At 67.0% G+C, this 15,191-nt stretch carries 27 protein-coding genes; all 27 read left to right on the top strand.

What is annotated here, in order from left to right; genetic code table 11:
• Window positions 1-6 precede the first annotated feature (6 nt).
• On the top strand, window positions 7-288 hold the full coding sequence (gene rpsS / locus OG294_RS17215; protein WP_035848164.1) for a 30S ribosomal protein S19: 282 nt from the start codon (window positions 7-9) through the stop codon (window positions 286-288).
• A 55-nt stretch (window positions 289-343) separates the two neighbouring features.
• Entirely contained in the window at window positions 344-691 is a 348-nt protein-coding gene (rplV, locus tag OG294_RS17210) for a 50S ribosomal protein L22 (protein ID WP_280692195.1), read from the top strand.
• Window positions 691-1,524, top strand: a complete 834-nt coding sequence (gene rpsC / locus OG294_RS17205; RefSeq protein WP_327067383.1) for a 30S ribosomal protein S3 — start codon at window positions 691-693, stop codon at window positions 1,522-1,524. The genes rplV and rpsC overlap by 1 nt, the downstream gene beginning before the upstream one ends.
• Before the next feature lie 4 nt (window positions 1,525-1,528).
• The gene (rplP, locus tag OG294_RS17200; protein WP_327067382.1) at window positions 1,529-1,948 is read left to right on the top strand and encodes a 50S ribosomal protein L16; all 420 of its coding nucleotides are present in this window, start codon (window positions 1,529-1,531) and stop codon (window positions 1,946-1,948) included.
• Window positions 1,948-2,172 carry a 50S ribosomal protein L29 gene (gene rpmC, locus OG294_RS17195; protein WP_101381388.1) on the top strand — a complete coding sequence of 75 codons (225 nt, stop codon included), beginning with the start codon at window positions 1,948-1,950 and terminating at the stop codon, window positions 2,170-2,172. Before rplP ends, rpmC begins: the two co-directional genes overlap by 1 nt.
• The gene (gene rpsQ / locus OG294_RS17190; protein ID WP_110670527.1) at window positions 2,172-2,444 is read left to right on the top strand and encodes a 30S ribosomal protein S17; all 273 of its coding nucleotides are present in this window, start codon (window positions 2,172-2,174) and stop codon (window positions 2,442-2,444) included. The genes rpmC and rpsQ overlap by 1 nt, the downstream gene beginning before the upstream one ends.
• A 102-nt stretch (window positions 2,445-2,546) precedes the next feature.
• Window positions 2,547-2,918, top strand: a complete 372-nt coding sequence (rplN, locus tag OG294_RS17185) for a 50S ribosomal protein L14 (protein ID WP_035848171.1) — start codon at window positions 2,547-2,549, stop codon at window positions 2,916-2,918.
• Window positions 2,919-2,932: 14 nt separating this feature from the next.
• On the top strand, window positions 2,933-3,244 hold the full coding sequence (gene rplX / locus OG294_RS17180) for a 50S ribosomal protein L24 (protein ID WP_035853973.1): 312 nt from the start codon (window positions 2,933-2,935) through the stop codon (window positions 3,242-3,244).
• Window positions 3,244-3,822 carry a 50S ribosomal protein L5 gene (gene rplE / locus OG294_RS17175; RefSeq protein ID WP_327067381.1) on the top strand — a complete coding sequence of 193 codons (579 nt, stop codon included), beginning with the start codon at window positions 3,244-3,246 and terminating at the stop codon, window positions 3,820-3,822. Before rplX ends, rplE begins: the two co-directional genes overlap by 1 nt.
• A gap of 4 nt (window positions 3,823-3,826) precedes the next feature.
• Entirely contained in the window at window positions 3,827-4,012 is a 186-nt protein-coding gene (locus tag OG294_RS17170) for a type Z 30S ribosomal protein S14 (RefSeq protein ID WP_030251570.1), read from the top strand.
• Window positions 4,013-4,290: 278 nt separating this feature from the next.
• Window positions 4,291-4,698, top strand: a complete 408-nt coding sequence (rpsH, locus tag OG294_RS17165; protein WP_184937226.1) for a 30S ribosomal protein S8 — start codon at window positions 4,291-4,293, stop codon at window positions 4,696-4,698.
• A 22-nt stretch (window positions 4,699-4,720) separates the two neighbouring features.
• Complete coding sequence (gene rplF / locus OG294_RS17160; protein WP_184937229.1) at window positions 4,721-5,260, top strand: 50S ribosomal protein L6; 540 nt, start codon at window positions 4,721-4,723, stop codon at window positions 5,258-5,260.
• Between the two features lie 3 nt (window positions 5,261-5,263).
• On the top strand, window positions 5,264-5,647 hold the full coding sequence (gene rplR, locus OG294_RS17155) for a 50S ribosomal protein L18 (protein WP_327067380.1): 384 nt from the start codon (window positions 5,264-5,266) through the stop codon (window positions 5,645-5,647).
• A gap of 48 nt (window positions 5,648-5,695) precedes the next feature.
• The gene (gene rpsE, locus OG294_RS17150) at window positions 5,696-6,343 is read left to right on the top strand and encodes a 30S ribosomal protein S5 (protein WP_327067379.1); all 648 of its coding nucleotides are present in this window, start codon (window positions 5,696-5,698) and stop codon (window positions 6,341-6,343) included.
• Entirely contained in the window at window positions 6,343-6,525 is a 183-nt protein-coding gene (rpmD, locus tag OG294_RS17145; protein WP_030300409.1) for a 50S ribosomal protein L30, read from the top strand. The genes rpsE and rpmD overlap by 1 nt, the downstream gene beginning before the upstream one ends.
• 2 nt (window positions 6,526-6,527) lie before the next feature.
• Window positions 6,528-6,980: a 50S ribosomal protein L15 gene (gene rplO, locus OG294_RS17140; protein WP_391446271.1), complete on the top strand. Its 453-nt coding sequence runs from the start codon at window positions 6,528-6,530 to the stop codon at window positions 6,978-6,980.
• Between the two features lie 319 nt (window positions 6,981-7,299).
• Window positions 7,300-8,607, top strand: a complete 1,308-nt coding sequence (gene secY / locus OG294_RS17135; protein ID WP_327067378.1) for a preprotein translocase subunit SecY — start codon at window positions 7,300-7,302, stop codon at window positions 8,605-8,607.
• Entirely contained in the window at window positions 8,607-9,266 is a 660-nt protein-coding gene (locus tag OG294_RS17130; RefSeq protein WP_327067377.1) for an adenylate kinase, read from the top strand. The genes secY and OG294_RS17130 overlap by 1 nt, the downstream gene beginning before the upstream one ends.
• A gap of 133 nt (window positions 9,267-9,399) precedes the next feature.
• Window positions 9,400-10,239 (top strand): type I methionyl aminopeptidase, encoded by an 840-nt coding sequence (gene map / locus OG294_RS17125; protein WP_327067376.1) that lies wholly within the window; start codon window positions 9,400-9,402, stop codon window positions 10,237-10,239.
• A 54-nt stretch (window positions 10,240-10,293) separates the two neighbouring features.
• Entirely contained in the window at window positions 10,294-10,722 is a 429-nt protein-coding gene (mscL, locus tag OG294_RS17120; RefSeq protein ID WP_327067375.1) for a large conductance mechanosensitive channel protein MscL, read from the top strand.
• A gap of 162 nt (window positions 10,723-10,884) precedes the next feature.
• Window positions 10,885-11,106 (top strand): translation initiation factor IF-1, encoded by a 222-nt coding sequence (gene infA / locus OG294_RS17115; RefSeq protein ID WP_003956442.1) that lies wholly within the window; start codon window positions 10,885-10,887, stop codon window positions 11,104-11,106.
• 65 nt (window positions 11,107-11,171) lie between these two features.
• Entirely contained in the window at window positions 11,172-11,285 is a 114-nt protein-coding gene (gene rpmJ / locus OG294_RS17110; protein WP_003956441.1) for a 50S ribosomal protein L36, read from the top strand.
• Between the two features lie 191 nt (window positions 11,286-11,476).
• Window positions 11,477-11,857: a 30S ribosomal protein S13 gene (rpsM, locus tag OG294_RS17105; protein WP_327067374.1), complete on the top strand. Its 381-nt coding sequence runs from the start codon at window positions 11,477-11,479 to the stop codon at window positions 11,855-11,857.
• Between the two features lie 73 nt (window positions 11,858-11,930).
• On the top strand, window positions 11,931-12,338 hold the full coding sequence (gene rpsK, locus OG294_RS17100; RefSeq protein WP_030232513.1) for a 30S ribosomal protein S11: 408 nt from the start codon (window positions 11,931-11,933) through the stop codon (window positions 12,336-12,338).
• Window positions 12,339-12,480: 142 nt separating this feature from the next.
• The gene (locus OG294_RS17095) at window positions 12,481-13,503 is read left to right on the top strand and encodes a DNA-directed RNA polymerase subunit alpha (protein ID WP_035800873.1); all 1,023 of its coding nucleotides are present in this window, start codon (window positions 12,481-12,483) and stop codon (window positions 13,501-13,503) included.
• Between the two features lie 134 nt (window positions 13,504-13,637).
• Window positions 13,638-14,135: a 50S ribosomal protein L17 gene (gene rplQ, locus OG294_RS17090; protein ID WP_327067373.1), complete on the top strand. Its 498-nt coding sequence runs from the start codon at window positions 13,638-13,640 to the stop codon at window positions 14,133-14,135.
• Between the two features lie 107 nt (window positions 14,136-14,242).
• A complete protein-coding gene (truA, locus tag OG294_RS17085) occupies window positions 14,243-15,142 on the top strand; it encodes a tRNA pseudouridine(38-40) synthase TruA (protein WP_327067372.1) in 900 nt (299 codons plus the stop codon).
• The last annotated feature ends 49 nt before the right edge of the window (window positions 15,143-15,191 follow it).

Here is a 15,191-nt window from a genome sequence, read left to right as displayed (position 1 = left end):
GGTCAGATGCCGCGCAGTCTCAAGAAGGGCCCCTTCATCGACGGCCACCTCATCAAGAAGGTGGACGCTCAGAACGAGGCGGGTACCCAGAACGTCATCAAGACCTGGTCCCGTCGCTCCGTGATCAGCCCGAGCATGCTCGGTCACACGATCGCGGTTCACGATGGTCGCAAGCACGTCCCGGTGTTCGTCACCGAGTCGATGGTCGGCCACAAGCTCGGCGAGTTCGCTCCGACCCGCACCTTCCGCGGCCACGTCAAGGACGACCGCAAGTCGAAGCGTCGCTAGTCGCCGGCAGAACTGCCAAACGACTCAAATGACTTACACCAGCAAGGGGACAACCATGGAAGCCAGGGCCCAGGCGCGGTACATCCGCGTCACGCCCATGAAGGCCCGCCGCGTGGTGGACCTCATCCGTGGCCTGAACGCCACGGAGGCCCAGGCGATCCTGCGGTTCGCTCCGCAGGCCGCCACCGTGCCGGTCGGCAAGGTGCTCAACAGCGCCATTGCCAACGCCGCGCACAACTACAACCACAACAACGTGGACGACCTCGTCATCAGCGAGGCGTACGTTGACGAGGGCCCGACCCTGAAGCGGTTCCGTCCGCGCGCCCAGGGCCGTGCCTACCGGATCCGCAAGCGGACCAGCCACATCACCGTGGTCGTCAGCAGCAAGGAAGGGACCCGGTAATGGGCCAGAAGGTTAACCCGCACGGGTTCCGTCTCGGCATCAGCACGGACTTCAAGTCCCGCTGGTACGCCGACAAGCTGTACTCGGACTACGTCAAGGAAGACGTTGCCATTCGTCGCATGATGACGAAGGGCATGGAGCGCGCCGGTATCTCGAAGGTTGAGATCGAGCGCACCCGCGACCGCGTCCGGGTCGACATCCACACCGCTCGCCCCGGCATCGTGATCGGTCGCCGTGGCACCGAGGCCGACCGCATCCGCGGCGACCTCGAGAAGCTGACCGGCAAGCAGGTCCAGCTGAACATCCTCGAGGTCAAGAACCCCGAGCTGGACGCCCAGCTCGTGGCTCAGGGCGTCGCGGAGCAGCTGTCCTCCCGCGTGTCGTTCCGCCGTGCCATGCGCAAGTCGATGCAGGGCACCATGAAGTCCGGCGCCAAGGGCATCAAGGTCCAGTGCTCCGGTCGTCTCGGCGGCGCCGAGATGAGCCGTTCGGAGTTCTACCGCGAGGGTCGTGTGCCGCTGCACACCCTTCGCGCGAACGTCGACTACGGCTTCTTCGAGGCCAAGACGACCTTCGGCCGCATCGGCGTGAAGGTCTGGATCTACAAGGGCGACGTCAAGAACATCGCCGAGGTCCGCGCTGAGAACGCTGCTGCCCGCTCGGGCAACCGTCCGGCCCGCAACGACGCCCGCCCCGCGCGTGGCGGCGAGCGCGGTGGCCGTGGCGGCGAGCGCGGTGGCGCCCGTGGCGGTCGTCGTCCCGCGAACACCGAGGCCCCCGCGGCCCCGGTGAGCGAGGCGCCGGCTGCTGAGAGCACCGGAACGGAGGCCTGACCTCATGCTGATCCCCCGTCGGGTCAAGCACCGCAAGCAGCACCACCCGAAGCGCCGCGGCGCTTCGAAGGGTGGCACCGAACTCGCGTTCGGCGAGTACGGCATCCAGGCCGTCACCCCGGCCTACGTGACGAACCGGCAGATCGAGTCCGCTCGTATCGCCATCACCCGTCACATCAAGCGTGGCGGCAAGGTCTGGATCAACATCTACCCGGACCGCCCCCTCACCAAGAAGCCTGCCGAGACCCGCATGGGTTCCGGTAAGGGTTCGCCGGAGTGGTGGATCGCCAACGTTCACCCGGGACGGGTCATGTTCGAGCTGTCCTACCCCAACGAGAAGGTGGCTCGTGAGGCGCTCACTCGCGCTGCTCACAAGCTCCCGATGAAGTGCCGGATTGTCCGGCGCGAGGCAGGTGAGAGCTGATGTCGGCCGGCACCAAGGCTGCTGAGCTGCGCGAGCTGGACAACGAGGCCCTCGTTGCCAAGCTCCGCGAGGCCAAGGAGGAGCTGTTCAACCTCCGCTTCCAGGCGGCGACCGGACAGCTCGACAACCACGGACGGCTCCGGCTGGTCCGTAAGGACATCGCGCGGATCTACACCCTGATGCGCGAGCGCGAGCTGGGCATCGAGACGGTGGAGAACGCCTGATGACTGAGAACACCAACGAGACGCGCGGTTTCCGCAAGACCCGTGAGGGTCTCGTCGTCAGCGACAAGATGGACAAGACCGTCGTCGTCGCCGTCGAGGACCGCGTCAAGCACGCTCTGTACGGCAAGGTCATCCGCCGTACGAACAAGCTGAAGGCGCACGACGAGCAGAACGCGTGCGGCATCGGTGACCGGGTCCTGCTTGCGGAGACCCGCCCGCTGTCCGCGACGAAGCGCTGGCGCGTCGTCGAGATCCTCGAGAAGGCCAAGTAACGAAGTTGTCCGGGTACGGCCGTATGTGCACCAGGTCCCTCGCGGGCGCTGGTGTGAGCAGCGGCCGGCCCGCCAGCTCTCGTTGACGATCAGGAGAAAGTTGTGATCCAGCAGGAGTCGCGACTGCGTGTCGCCGACAACACGGGCGCGAAGGAAATCCTTTGCATCCGCGTTCTCGGTGGCTCCGGTCGCCGCTACGCCGGCATCGGGGACGTCATCGTCGCCACCGTCAAGGACGCGATCCCCGGTGGCACCGTCAAGAAGGGCGACGTCGTCAAGTGCGTCATCGTCCGTACCGTGAAGTCGCGCCGTCGTCCCGACGGCTCGTACATCCGGTTCGACGAGAACGCCGCTGTCGTGCTCAAGAACACCGACGGTGATCCTCGTGGCACCCGCATCTTCGGCCCGGTGGGCCGCGAGCTGCGTGACAAGAAGTTCATGAAGATCATCTCGCTGGCGCCGGAGGTGCTCTAACCATGGCGAACAGCATGAAGATCAAGAAGGGTGACCTGGTTCAGGTCATCACCGGCAAGGACCGCGGCAAGCAGGGCAAGGTCATCCAGGCCATGCCCGCTGAGAACAAGGTCCTCGTCGAGGGTGTGAACCGGGTCAAGAAGCACACCAAGCCCGGCCAGGGCACCGCCGGTGGCATCATCACCGTCGAGGCCCCGGTGCACGTTTCCAACGTGCAGCTGGTCGTGGAGAAGGACGGCAAGAAGGTCGTCACTCGCGTTGGTTACCGCTTCGATGACGAGGGCAACAAGATCCGCGTTGCCAAGCGAACCGGTGAGGACATCTGATGTCTGAGACGACCATCGAGAACGTTGAGAAGGTGGCCCCCCGCCTCAAGGCGCGTTACAACGCCGAGATCAAGGGCCAGCTGCAGGAGGAGTTCTCCTACGAGAACGTCATGCTGATCCCCGGCCTGGTCAAGGTCGTGGTCAACATGGGTGTGGGCGAGGCCGCCCGCGACTCCAAGCTGATCGAGGGCGCCATCCGCGACCTCACCGCCATCACCGGCCAGAAGCCGGCGGTGACGAAGGCTCGCAAGTCCATCGCGCAGTTCAAGCTGCGTGAGGGCCAGCCGATCGGCACCCACGTCACCCTCCGTGGTGACCGCATGTGGGAGTTCCTGGACCGTCTGGTGACGCTGGCGCTGCCGCGTATCCGTGACTTCCGTGGCCTCTCCCCGAAGCAGTTCGACGGCCGTGGCAACTACACCTTCGGTCTGACCGAGCAGGTCATGTTCCACGAGATCGACCAGGACAAGGTCGACCGTCAGCGCGGTATGGACATCACCGTCGTGACCACCGCTCAGACCGACGACGAGGGCCGGGCGCTGCTGCGCGCTCTGGGCTTCCCGTTCAAGGAGGCGTAGTCCCATGGCGAAGAAGTCCCTCATCGCGAAGGCCGAGCGTAAGCCGAAGTTCGGCGTCCGGGGTTACACCCGCTGCCAGCGCTGCGGCCGTCCGCACTCGGTGTACCGCAAGTTCGGCCTGTGCCGTGTGTGCCTCCGTGAGATGGCCCACCGTGGCGAGCTGCCGGGCGTGACCAAGAGCTCCTGGTAGTCCAGGACCTCTCGGTAGCGGTAACAACACTGCGAAGCAGCGGTGCCCGATCCCACATCGCCCAGATTTGGGCAGCCTTACGGTTTCCCGTAAGGTAGTGGGGTCGGGCCCCCTGCCGCGGCATTCCCTATGGATGTCTGCGGCCCTTCTTCGGAGGGCTCGCACCCAGTCTTACTAACGCCGCAGGTCCCCTGCGTCTGTGCCCCTGCCGCACTCCTCGGAGTGCGGCGGGGGGACCTGGCGCGGAGAAACCACGGCGAGAGAGGCCTGAGGCCATCATGACCATGACCGACCCCATCGCAGACATGCTCACGCGTCTGCGTAACGCGAACTCGGCGTACCACGACACCGTGGCGATGCCGGCTAGCAAGATCAAGTCGCACGTCGCGCAGATCCTGCAGCAGGAGGGTTACATCTCCAGCTGGAAGGTCGAGGAGCCGCAGGAGGGCGAGGTCGGCAAGAAGCTGACCATCGAGCTCAAGTTCGGCCCCAACCGTGAGCGCTCGATCGCTGGTATCAAGCGCATCAGCAAGCCGGGCCTGCGGGTCTACGCAAAGTCCACCAACCTGCCGAAGGTCCTCGGCGGCCTGGGCGTGGCGATCATCTCCACGTCCTCGGGTCTCCTCACGGACAAGCAGGCCGCCAAGAAGGGCGTAGGCGGAGAAGTTCTCGCCTACGTCTGGTAATTCGGGAAACGGAGGTACAGCAATGTCGCGCATTGGACGGCTGCCCATCCCGGTTCCCGCCGGCGTGGACGTCACCATCGATGGCCAGGCGGTCTCGGTGAAGGGCCCCAAGGGCTCCCTCACCCACGTTGTCGCCGAGCCGATCGAGATCGGCAAGGACGAGAACGGCACTCTGGTTGTCACTCGCCCGAACGACGAGCGTCAGTCGAAGGCCCTGCACGGCCTTTCCCGCACGCTGGTGGCGAACATGATCACCGGCGTGACCGCGGGCTACCGCAAGTCGCTGGAGATCAGCGGTGTTGGTTACCGAGTCGCAGCGAAGGGCTCCAGCATGGAGTTCCAGCTCGGCTACAGCCACCCGATCCTGATCGAGGCCCCGGAGGGCATCTCCTTCGTGGTCGAGTCGCCCACCAAGTTCCACGTGGACGGGATCGACAAGCAGCTGGTCGGCGAGGTTTCGGCCAAGATCCGCAAGCTGCGCAAGCCCGACCCGTACAAGGCCAAGGGCGTCAAGTACGCGGGCGAGGTCATCCGCCGCAAGGTCGGAAAGAGCGGTAAGTAAGCCATGAGTCTTTCTGTCAAGATCGGCAAGGGCAACGGCTACAAGAACGCCGCCCGCAAGCGCCGCGCGATCCGCGTTCGCAAGCGCGTCACCGGTACCGAGGCGCGTCCGCGTCTCGTGGTGACCCGCTCGAACCGCCACATCTTCGCCCAGGTCATCGACGACGCCAAGGGTCACACCCTCGCGTCGGCGTCCACCCTCGACGTGTCCGTCAAGGGCAACGAGGGCGACAAGACCGAGCTGGCCAAGAAGGTCGGAGCCCTGGTCGCCGAGCGCACCAAGGCCGCCGGCATCGAGACGGTCGTCTTCGACCGCGCGGGCAACCGTTACGCGGGGCGCATCGCCGCCCTGGCGGACGCCGCCCGTGAGGCCGGGCTCGACTTCTAAGCCGCTCGTCGGCTCAGTCGACGGACGTAATCGAGAGAGGTAATTCCAATGGCTGGACCCCAGCGCCGCGGTAGCGGCGCCGGCGGCGGCACCGGCGGTGGCGAGCGGCGTGACCGTAAGCGTGACGACCGGGGCAACGCCCCCGCCGTCGAGAAGACCGCTTACGTTGAGCGCGTCGTAGCGATCAACCGTGTCGCCAAGGTTGTCAAGGGTGGTCGTCGTTTCAGCTTCACCGCGCTGGTCGTGGTGGGCGACGCCGACGGCACCGTGGGTGTTGGTTACGGGAAGGCGAAGGAGGTTCCGGCCGCCATCGCCAAGGGTGTTGAGGAGGCCAAGAAGAACTTCTTCAAGGTCCCCCGTATCCAGGGCACCATCCCGCACCCGATCCAGGGCGAGAAGGCCGCTGGCGTCGTGCTCCTGAAGCCGGCTTCCCCCGGTACCGGTGTTATCGCCGGTGGCCCGGTGCGTGCCGTCCTGGAGTGCGCCGGCGTTCACGACATCCTGTCGAAGTCGCTCGGCTCGGACAACGCGATCAACATCGTGCACGCCACCGTGGCTGCTCTGAAGGGCCTCGTGCGCCCCGAGGAGATCGCCGCGCGTCGTGGTCTGCCGCTCGAGGACGTGGCCCCGGCCGCCCTGCTGCGCGCTCGCGCCGCCGGCACCGCCGCCGCTGCGACCGCTGGGGCGGGTGTCTGATGGCTCGCCTGAAGATCACGCAGACCAAGAGCTACATCGGCAGCAAGCAGAACCACCGCGAGACGCTGCGCTCGCTGGGTCTGAAGCGCATGCACGATGTGGTCGTCAAGGAGGACCGTCCCGAGATCCGCGGGATGGCCCAGACCGTGCGTCACCTCGTCACGGTCGAGGAGGTGGACTGATCATGTCTGACAACCCGATCAAGATCCACAACCTGCGTCCCGCCCCGGGTGCCAAGACCGCCAAGACCCGTGTCGGTCGTGGTGAGGCGTCCAAGGGTAAGACCGCCGGTCGTGGTACCAAGGGTACGAAGGCCCGCTACCAGGTTCCGCAGCGCTTCGAGGGTGGCCAGATGCCCCTCCACATGCGCCTGCCGAAGCTGAAGGGCTTCAAGAACCCCTTCAAGATCACCTTCCAGGTGGTCAACCTCGACAAGCTGGCCGAGCTCTACCCGCAGGGTGGCGAGGTCACGGTCGAGGGTCTCGTCGAGAAGGGCGCGGTTCGCAAGAACTCGCTCGTCAAGGTGCTCGGCACCGGCGAGATCTCCGTCGCGCTGCAGGTCTCGGTGGACGCCGTCTCCGGCTCCGCCGCCGAGAAGATCCAGGCCGCCGGCGGGACCGTCACCGAGCTGATCTGACCGCCTGAGGCAGTCGATCGCTCGCGCTGACACCGCGTCAGAACCAAAGCCCCGTCCCTCATTCGAGGGGCGGGGCTTTGGTCGTTCCAACTGATCCACGACACGAATTTGCCGATCAAGCCGGGCCAAATCCGGGCATCTGGGCGCGGCTTCGGCAACCCCGCGGCGCACGAGCTTCTTCTTCGTTGCCACACACTGTTAGAGTCCGTGGAGTTCCCTTGTAGCCTGCCCCAGGCTGCCGCGGAGCTGGACAACCTCAACTCCCCATCATCAGGACCGACCCTCCCGCCGACGACGCGCGGGAGGCGCAGGAGGCACCGTGCTCAGTGCGTTCGCGCGGGCGTTCAAGACGCCCGACCTGCGCAAGAAGCTGCTGTTCACGCTGGGCATCATGGTGCTGTTCCGGATGGGTGCGCACATTCCCGTCCCCGGCGTCAATTTCAAAGCCGTGAACGAGTGCGTCAAGCAGAGCAACAGCGGCCTCTTCGGCCTCGTCAACCTGTTCAGCGGCGGCGCGCTGCTGCAGCTGACGATTTTTGCGCTCGGCATCATGCCGTACATCACCGCCAGCATCATCCTGCAGCTGCTGACCGTCGTGATCCCGCGACTCGAGGCGCTGAAGAAGGAGGGGCAGGCCGGTACGACGAAGATCACCCAGTACACCCGGTACCTGACCATCGCGCTGGCGATCCTGCAGGGCACCGGCATCGTGGCGACCGCCTCGAACGGTGCGCTCTTCTCCAGCTGCACCTACGGCAACCAGGTCGTCCCCGACACCTCGGTCTTCCGGATCGCCACCATGGTCATCACCATGACCGCGGGCACCACCGTGATCATGTGGCTCGGTGAGCTCATCACCGACCGCGGCATCGGCAACGGCATGTCGATCCTGATCTTCACCTCGATCGCCTCCGGCTTCCCGGGCAACCTCTGGTCGATCAAGAAGGCCGGCAAGATCGGCGGCGGCTGGTTCGACTTCTTCGCCGTCCTGGCGGTCGGCGTCGTCGTGGTGGTGCTGGTCATCTTCGTCGAGCAGGCCCAGCGCCGGATCCCGGTGCAGTACGCGAAGCGGATGATCGGGCGGCGGGCCTTCGGTGGTACGTCGACCTACATCCCGCTCAAGGTGAACCAGGCCGGTGTCATCCCGGTCATCTTCGCCTCCTCGCTGCTCTACATCCCCGCGCTGGTCGCGCAGCTGACCAACAGCAAGGCCGGCTGGGCGGTCTGGGTCCAGAACAACTTCACCAAGGGTGACCACCCGGCGTACATGATCGCGTACTTCGTGCTGATCGTGTTCTTCGCCTTCTTCTACGTCGCGATCTCCTTCAACCCCGAAGAAGTTGCCGACAACATGAAGAAGTATGGTGGCTTCATCCCGGGCATCCGGGCTGGTCGGCCCACGGCCGAGTACCTGAACTACGTGCTGACCCGCATCACCTGGCCGGGTTCGCTCTACCTGGGCCTCATCGCGTTGATCCCGATGATCGGCCTGGTCGCCCTGAACGCGAGCACCACGATCCCGTTCGGTGGCACCAGCATCCTCATCATCGTCGGTGTCGGACTCGAAACTGTGAAGCAGATCGAGAGCCAGCTCCAGCAGCGTAATTACGAAGGGTTCCTCCGCTGATGCGTATCGTCCTCGTCGGACCTCCCGGGGCCGGGAAGGGTACTCAGGCGCACGTGCTCGCCAAGACCCTGTCCATTCCCCACATCTCCACCGGTGACCTGTTCCGGGCCAACATCAGCCAGAAGACCCCGCTCGGGGTCGAGGCCAAGGGCTACATGGACAAGGGCCAGCTCGTACCGGACGAGGTGACCATCGGGATGGCCAAGGACCGCCTCCTGCAGTCGGACGCCGACTCGGGCTTCCTGCTCGACGGCTTCCCGCGCAACCTGGCCCAGGCCAAGGCGCTGGACGAGCACCTGGCCGAGCAGGGCATCGCCCTGAACGGCGTGCTCGACCTGGAGGTCCCCGAGGACGAGGTGGTCAAGCGGATCGCCGGCCGCCGGCTGTGCCGCAACGAGGGCAGCCACGTGTTCCACGTGGTCTACAACCCGCCGGCCGTCGAGGGCGTCTGCGACCACTGCGGTGGCGAGCTGTACCAGCGCTCGGACGACACCGAGACGGCGGTCCGCACCCGGCTGGAGGTCTACCACACGGAGACCGAGCCGATCATCGACTACTACCGCCAGCAGGGCCTGGTGACCACCATCTCGGCGCTCGGCAAGGTCGACGAGGTGACGCAGCGCGCGGTCGAGGCGCTGCAGGCCCGCACGCAGGGCTGATCGACGCCTGCTCTCCGCACGGCCGCGGTACCCGGATCGGGTACCGCGGCCGTGTCGCGTCGTACGGTGGGGGAGTGGATGCGCCGTCCGGCAAGGACCGGGTGGCGAACTCTTAACGAAAGGCACTGGCCAGATGGTGGAGATCAAGACCCCCGAGCAGGTCGCGAAGATGCGGGTGGCCGGGCTGGTCGTCGCCGAGGCGCTCAAGGCCTGCCGCGAGGCGGTCGCGCCCGGGGTGAGCACCCAGGAGCTCAACGACATCGCGGCCAAGGTGATCGCCGACCACGGTGCCACCTCCAACTTCCGCGCCCACCACGGCGGCCTCTGGTTCCCCGGGGTGATCTGCGCCTCGGTCAACAACGAGGTGGTGCACGGCATCCCCGGTGAGCGGGTGCTGGCCGAGGGCGACATCATCTCCATCGACTGCGGCGCGATCGTGGACGGCTGGCACGGCGACGCGGCGATCACCGTCGAGGTCGGCGAGGTCCGCCCCGAGGTCGCGATGCTCAGCCGGGTCACCGAGGGCTCGATGTGGGCCGGCATCGCCCAGATGAAGAAGGGCAACCGCCTGGTCGACGTCTCCAAGGCGATCGAGGGCTTCATCCGACGCCAGCCGCTGCCGCCCAAGGGCAAGTGGGGCATCACCGAGGGCTACGGCGGCCACGGCATCGGCACCGCCATGCACATGGAGCCGCACGTGCTGAACTACGTGGAGCGCGGCCGGGGCAAGGGCCCCAAGCTGGTGCCCGGCACGGTGCTGGCGATCGAGCCGATGGTCTCGCTCGGCACCCCGCACACCGCGGTGCTGGAGGACGACTGGACGGTCGTCACCAACGACGGCACCTGGGCCTCGCACTGGGAGCACTCGGTGGCCGTCACCGAGCAGGGTCCGCTGGTGCTCACCGCCTTCGACGGCGGAAAGGCCCAGCTCGCGGCCCTCGGCGTGACCGCAGCGCCCGACCCGCTGGGCTGAGCCGGTATCGTTCTGCCTTCAGCGGCAGGCGAAATCGGACAATAGGGGTATCAAGTGCTCAAGGGTTTCCGCGACTTCATGATGCGCGGCAACGTCGTCGACATGGGCGTCGGCATCGTGATCGGGTCGGCGTTCACGGCGGTGGTCACCGGGTTCGTCAAGGCGTTCCTCACCCCGCTGGTGGGCGTGGTGGTCGGGGCGACCGGCGACTTCAGCAGCTACACCTTCACGGTGCTGAAGGTCACCTTCCCGTACGGCGCGTTCCTGAACGTGCTGATCGCCTTCCTGATGACCGCCGCGGTGCTCTACTTCTTCGTGGTGCTGCCGGTGACCAGGGCCACCGCCCGCTACCTGCCGAAGAAGCCGAAGGTCGCCAAGCGGCCCTGCCCGGAGTGCCTGACCGAGATCCCCGAGGCCGCCAGCCGCTGCGCGGCCTGCACCGCCCAGGTCCAGCCGCTCGCCTTTCCGGCGCAGCAGCGCTGAGGCTCGTTTTGGTCGCTGAGCGGACGGTGGCGTAGGATGGACCGTCGGCTCACTCGTAGCGTGCTTCAGCACGCCCTCTTCCCTCCGGGGATGGGGTGAACCCAGGTTCGCACGAGCGTGCCGCATACGGTAGCCGGTCCCGGAAGGTGGATCTCGTAGTTCATGGCAAAGAAGCAAGGCGCCATTGAGATCGAGGGCACCGTGATCGAGTCTCTGCCGAACGCCATGTTCAAGGTGGAGCTGCAGAACGGTCACAAGGTCCTCGCGCACATCAGCGGCAAGATGCGGATGCACTACATCCGAATCCTGCCGGATGACCGCGTCGTCGTGGAGCTGAGCCCCTACGACCTGACTCGCGGCCGCATCGTCTACCGCTACAAGTAAGACCCCGTCCCTCGCGCTTGGCGAGGGTCGACCACTGTCAGATCTAGACCCGGAGAACCTGAACCATGAAGGTCAAGCCGAGCGTCAAGAAGATCTGCGACAAGTGCAAGGTGATCCGCCGCCACGGCCGGGTCATGGTGATCTGCGACAACCTGCGCCACAAGCAGCGCCAGGGCTGATCCTCCCGCATTTCTCGTAGCACCTTCGCGCGACGCGCACAGCGCCCACCGGCGCTGTCCATGTACAACGGGCCGCCCGATCCAGCCGCAACGCTGGACTGCCACCCCCGGTCAGAGGCCGGGGCTCGCACACCGAGAGGTGTCCGGGTAGGCGGTTCGTAAGACCTCTGAAAGAACCACAGGAGCCATGAATGGCACGCCTCGCCGGCGTTGATCTCCCCCGCGAGAAGCGGATCGAGATCGCCCTCACGTACGTCTACGGCATCGGCCGTACCCGCGCCCAGCAGACGCTGGCCGAGACTGGCGTGAACCCCGACATCCGCGTCCGCGACATCTCCGAGGACGACCTCGTCAAGCTGAGCAAGTGGATCGAGGCCAACTACCGCGTCGAGGGTGACCTCCGCCGCGAGGTTGCCGCCGACATCCGCCGCAAGGTCGAGATCGGCTGCTACGAGGGTCTGCGTCACCGCCGTGGCCTGCCCGTCCGCGGTCAGCGCACCCACACCAACGCGCGTACCCGCAAGGGCCCGCGTCGCGCGATTGCCGGCAAGAAGAAGCCGGGCAAGAAGTAGTCCGCCCGTTAACCGGACATCCCTCCGGCCCGCGGGTTAGCGGACCGACCACCTCAGTAGGAGAAACAGACTTATGCCCCCCAAGGGTCGTCAGGCTGCCGGCGCGAAGAAGATCCGCCGCAAGGAAAAGAAGAACGTCGCTCACGGGCACGCCCACATCAAGAGCACGTTCAACAACACCATCGTTTCGATCACCGACCCCGCGGGCAACGTGATCTCCTGGGCCTCTGCCGGCCACGTCGGCTTCAAGGGCTCGCGCAAGTCCACCCCGTTCGCCGCGCAGATGGCCGCCGAGGCCGCCGCGCGTCGTGCGCAGGAGCACGGCATGCGCAAGGTCGACGTCTTCGTGAAGGGTCCGGGCTCCGGCCGCGAGACCGCGATCCGTTCGCTCCAGGCCACCGGCCTGGAGGTCGGCTCGATCCAGGACGTCACCCCCACCCCGCACAACGGCTGCCGTCCGCCGAAGCGCCGTCGCGTCTGACGCGTCACCGCGTCCGACACGTCGCCTTCGGGTGCGAGTGTCCCAACACCACGTACGGGGTCCTGTTTCAGACGGGACCCCGTACGCTGGTCTTGTTCGGCATCAAATAGTGGGTGCCGAAAACAACTGGAGGATCTGAACCATGCTGATCGCTCAGCGTCCCTCGCTGACCGAAGAGGTTGTGGACGAGTACCGCTCGCGGTTCGTCATCGAGCCGCTGGAGCCGGGCTTCGGCTACACCCTCGGCAACTCGCTTCGCCGCACGCTCCTCTCCTCGATCCCCGGTGCCGCTGTCACCAGCATCCGGGTCGACGGTGTCCTGCACGAGTTCACCACCGTGCCGGGCGTCAAGGAGGACGTCACCGACCTCATCCTCAACATCAAGCAGCTGGTCGTCTCCTCGGAGCACGACGAGCCGGTCGTGATGTACCTGCGCAAGCAGGGCCCGGGTGTGGTCACCGCCGCCGACATCGCGCCCCCGGCCGGTGTCGAGGTGCACAACCCCGAGCTGGTCCTGGCCACGCTGAACGGCAAGGGCAAGCTGGAGATGGAGCTGACCGTCGAGCGCGGTCGCGGCTACGTCTCCGCCGTGCAGAACAAGGCCTCCGGCCAGGAGATCGGCCGGATCCCGGTCGACTCGATCTACAGCCCCGTGCTGAAGGTCACCTACAAGGTCGAGGCCACCCGTGTCGAGCAGCGGACCGACTTCGACAAGCTGATCGTCGACGTCGAGACCAAGCCCGCCATGCGCCCGCGTGACGCCATGGCCTCGGCCGGCAAGACCCTGGTGGAGCTGTTCGGCCTCGCTCGCGAGCTGAACATCGACGCCGAGGGCATCGACATGGGCCCGTCCCCGACGGACGCCGCCCTGGCCGCCGACCTGGCGCTGCCGATCGAGGAGCTGGAGCTCACCGTTCGGTCCTACAACTGCCTCAAGCGCGAGGGCATCCACACCGTGGGTGAGCTCGTGGCCCGCTCCGAGGCCGACCTGCTCGACATCCGCAACTTCGGTGCGAAGTCGATCGACGAGGTCAAGGCGAAGCTGGCCGGCATGGGCCTGGCTCTCAAGGACAGCCCGCCCGGGTTCGACCCGACCGCCGCCGCCGACGCCTTCGGCGCCGACGACCTGGACGACGCGGGTTACGCGGAGACCGAGCAGTACTGATGAGTTTGCGGTGGGGGCGACTCCCAGCGGGTCGCCCCCACTTCAATGCAAGGAACTAAGTCGTCCGGGCAACCGTGCCCGGCCGCCCGTTCCGGTACCTGATACGGCCGGACTCGGAGATTCAAGGAGCTACCATGCCCCGTCCCGCGAAGGGTGCCCGCCTCGGCGGTGGCCCCCACCACGAGCCGCTGCTGCTCGCCGGCCTGTGCCGCGAGCTCTTCCAGTACGGCCGCATCACCACGACCGAGGCCAAGGCCCGTCGGATGCGCCCGCTGGCGGAGAAGCTGATCACCAAGGCGAAGGTCGGCGACATCCACAACCGTCGCATCGTCCGCAAGACGATCACCGACGTTGCGGTGCTGCACACCCTCTTCACCGAGATCGCGCCGCGCTACGAGAACCGCCCCGGCGGTTACACCCGCATCACCAAGATCGGTCCCCGTCGTGGCGACAACGCCCCGATGGCCGTGATCGAGCTGGTCGAGGCGCTGACCGTCGCGCAGACCGCCGTCGGTGAGGCCGAGGCCGCCACCAAGCGCGCCGTCAAGGAGACTGCTGCCGAGACGGACGCCGCCCCGGCTGCCGCCGAGGTCGCCGACGCCGCTCCGGCCGCCGAGGCCGAGCAGGCCTGACACCGGTAGGTGTCGCGCAGGCCTCGCGCCTGCAGGTGTACTGCACGGGCCCGTTTCCCCGCTTCGGCGGGGGAGCGGGCCCGTTCCCTTTGCTACGGAAGGTATGTGTGGTGAACGACTGCGCCGAGCAGCCGCCCGTGAAGGACGGCCCCGCCGAGGGGCATGTGCGGATCCGGCTCGACCTGGCCTACCACGGGGCCGAGTTCTCCGGCTGGGCCCGCCAGCGCGGCCGGCGCACCGTGCAGGAGGAGATCGAGAGCGCCCTGCAGGTGGTCACCCGCAGCGCCGAGCCGTTCCCGCTGACCGTGGCCGGGCGGACCGACGCCGGCGTGCACGCGCGCGGGCAGGTGGCACACGTCGACCTGCCGGTCGGGCTCTGGGCCGAGCACGGCGAGAAGCTGCTGCGCCGGCTGGCCGGGCGGCTGCCGGGCGACGTGCGGATCTACCGGGTCACCGAGGCGCCGGCCGGCTTCGACGCGCGCTTCGCGGCGGTCTGGCGGCGCTACGCCTACCGGGTGGCCGACCACCAGGGCGGGGTGGACCCGCTGCTGCGCGGGCACGTGCTCTGGCACGACCGGCCGCTGGACGTCGAGAAGATGAACGAGGCGGCCCGGCTGCTGCTCGGCGAGCACGACTTCGCCGCGTACTGCAAGAAGCGCGAGGGTGCCACCACCATCCGCACCCTGCTGGAGCTGCACTGGGACCGGGTGCCGGTGGACCCGTACGCGGCCCAGGAGGGCTCGCTCGCGGTGGCCACGGTGCGGGCCGACGCCTTCTGCCACAACATGGTGCGGGCCCTGGTCGGTGCGATGCTGCTGGTCGGCGACGGGCACCGCCCGGTGGAGTTCCCGGGCGAGGTGCTGGCCGGTGGGGTGCGCAACAGCGCCGTCAACGTGATCAGGCCGCACGGGCTGACCCTGGAGGAGGTCGGCTACCCGGCCGACGACCAGCTCGCCGAGCGCAACCGGCTGGCCCGCCGGATGCGCACGCTGCCCGGCCAGGGCTGATCCCCGGCTAATCCATTTGGTGGCACCACGCGGGCACTGCACAATTTCG

This window comes from Kitasatospora sp. NBC_01302, assembly GCF_035976515.1.
Lineage (GTDB): Bacteria > Actinomycetota > Actinomycetes > Streptomycetales > Streptomycetaceae > Kitasatospora.
The sequence above is the reverse complement of the archived record's forward strand: the minus strand, read 5'-3'. Positions and strand labels throughout refer to the sequence as shown.

What these genes read in the sequence shown, in the direction of transcription:
- rpsS (WP_035848164.1), top strand. Translation starts at nt 7, where the DNA reads ATGCCGCGCAGTCTCAAGAAGGGCCCCTTCATCGACGGCCACCTCATC.
- rplV (WP_280692195.1), top strand. Translation starts at nt 344, where the DNA reads ATGGAAGCCAGGGCCCAGGCGCGGTACATCCGCGTCACGCCCATGAAG.
- rpsC (WP_327067383.1), top strand. Translation starts at nt 691, where the DNA reads ATGGGCCAGAAGGTTAACCCGCACGGGTTCCGTCTCGGCATCAGCACG.
- rplP (WP_327067382.1), top strand. Translation starts at nt 1,529, where the DNA reads ATGCTGATCCCCCGTCGGGTCAAGCACCGCAAGCAGCACCACCCGAAG.
- rpmC (WP_101381388.1), top strand. Translation starts at nt 1,948, where the DNA reads ATGTCGGCCGGCACCAAGGCTGCTGAGCTGCGCGAGCTGGACAACGAG.
- rpsQ (WP_110670527.1), top strand. Translation starts at nt 2,172, where the DNA reads ATGACTGAGAACACCAACGAGACGCGCGGTTTCCGCAAGACCCGTGAG.
- rplX (WP_035853973.1), top strand. Translation starts at nt 2,933, where the DNA reads ATGAAGATCAAGAAGGGTGACCTGGTTCAGGTCATCACCGGCAAGGAC.
- rplE (WP_327067381.1), top strand. Translation starts at nt 3,244, where the DNA reads ATGTCTGAGACGACCATCGAGAACGTTGAGAAGGTGGCCCCCCGCCTC.
- OG294_RS17170 (WP_030251570.1), top strand. Translation starts at nt 3,827, where the DNA reads ATGGCGAAGAAGTCCCTCATCGCGAAGGCCGAGCGTAAGCCGAAGTTC.
- rpsH (WP_184937226.1), top strand. Translation starts at nt 4,291, where the DNA reads ATGACCATGACCGACCCCATCGCAGACATGCTCACGCGTCTGCGTAAC.
- rplF (WP_184937229.1), top strand. Translation starts at nt 4,721, where the DNA reads ATGTCGCGCATTGGACGGCTGCCCATCCCGGTTCCCGCCGGCGTGGAC.
- rplR (WP_327067380.1), top strand. Translation starts at nt 5,264, where the DNA reads ATGAGTCTTTCTGTCAAGATCGGCAAGGGCAACGGCTACAAGAACGCC.
- rpsE (WP_327067379.1), top strand. Translation starts at nt 5,696, where the DNA reads ATGGCTGGACCCCAGCGCCGCGGTAGCGGCGCCGGCGGCGGCACCGGC.
- rpmD (WP_030300409.1), top strand. Translation starts at nt 6,343, where the DNA reads ATGGCTCGCCTGAAGATCACGCAGACCAAGAGCTACATCGGCAGCAAG.
- rplO (WP_391446271.1), top strand. Translation starts at nt 6,528, where the DNA reads ATGTCTGACAACCCGATCAAGATCCACAACCTGCGTCCCGCCCCGGGT.
- OG294_RS17130 (WP_327067377.1), top strand. Translation starts at nt 8,607, where the DNA reads ATGCGTATCGTCCTCGTCGGACCTCCCGGGGCCGGGAAGGGTACTCAG.
- map (WP_327067376.1), top strand. Translation starts at nt 9,400, where the DNA reads ATGGTGGAGATCAAGACCCCCGAGCAGGTCGCGAAGATGCGGGTGGCC.
- infA (WP_003956442.1), top strand. Translation starts at nt 10,885, where the DNA reads ATGGCAAAGAAGCAAGGCGCCATTGAGATCGAGGGCACCGTGATCGAG.
- rpmJ (WP_003956441.1), top strand. Translation starts at nt 11,172, where the DNA reads ATGAAGGTCAAGCCGAGCGTCAAGAAGATCTGCGACAAGTGCAAGGTG.
- rpsM (WP_327067374.1), top strand. Translation starts at nt 11,477, where the DNA reads ATGGCACGCCTCGCCGGCGTTGATCTCCCCCGCGAGAAGCGGATCGAG.
- rpsK (WP_030232513.1), top strand. Translation starts at nt 11,931, where the DNA reads ATGCCCCCCAAGGGTCGTCAGGCTGCCGGCGCGAAGAAGATCCGCCGC.
- OG294_RS17095 (WP_035800873.1), top strand. Translation starts at nt 12,481, where the DNA reads ATGCTGATCGCTCAGCGTCCCTCGCTGACCGAAGAGGTTGTGGACGAG.
- rplQ (WP_327067373.1), top strand. Translation starts at nt 13,638, where the DNA reads ATGCCCCGTCCCGCGAAGGGTGCCCGCCTCGGCGGTGGCCCCCACCAC.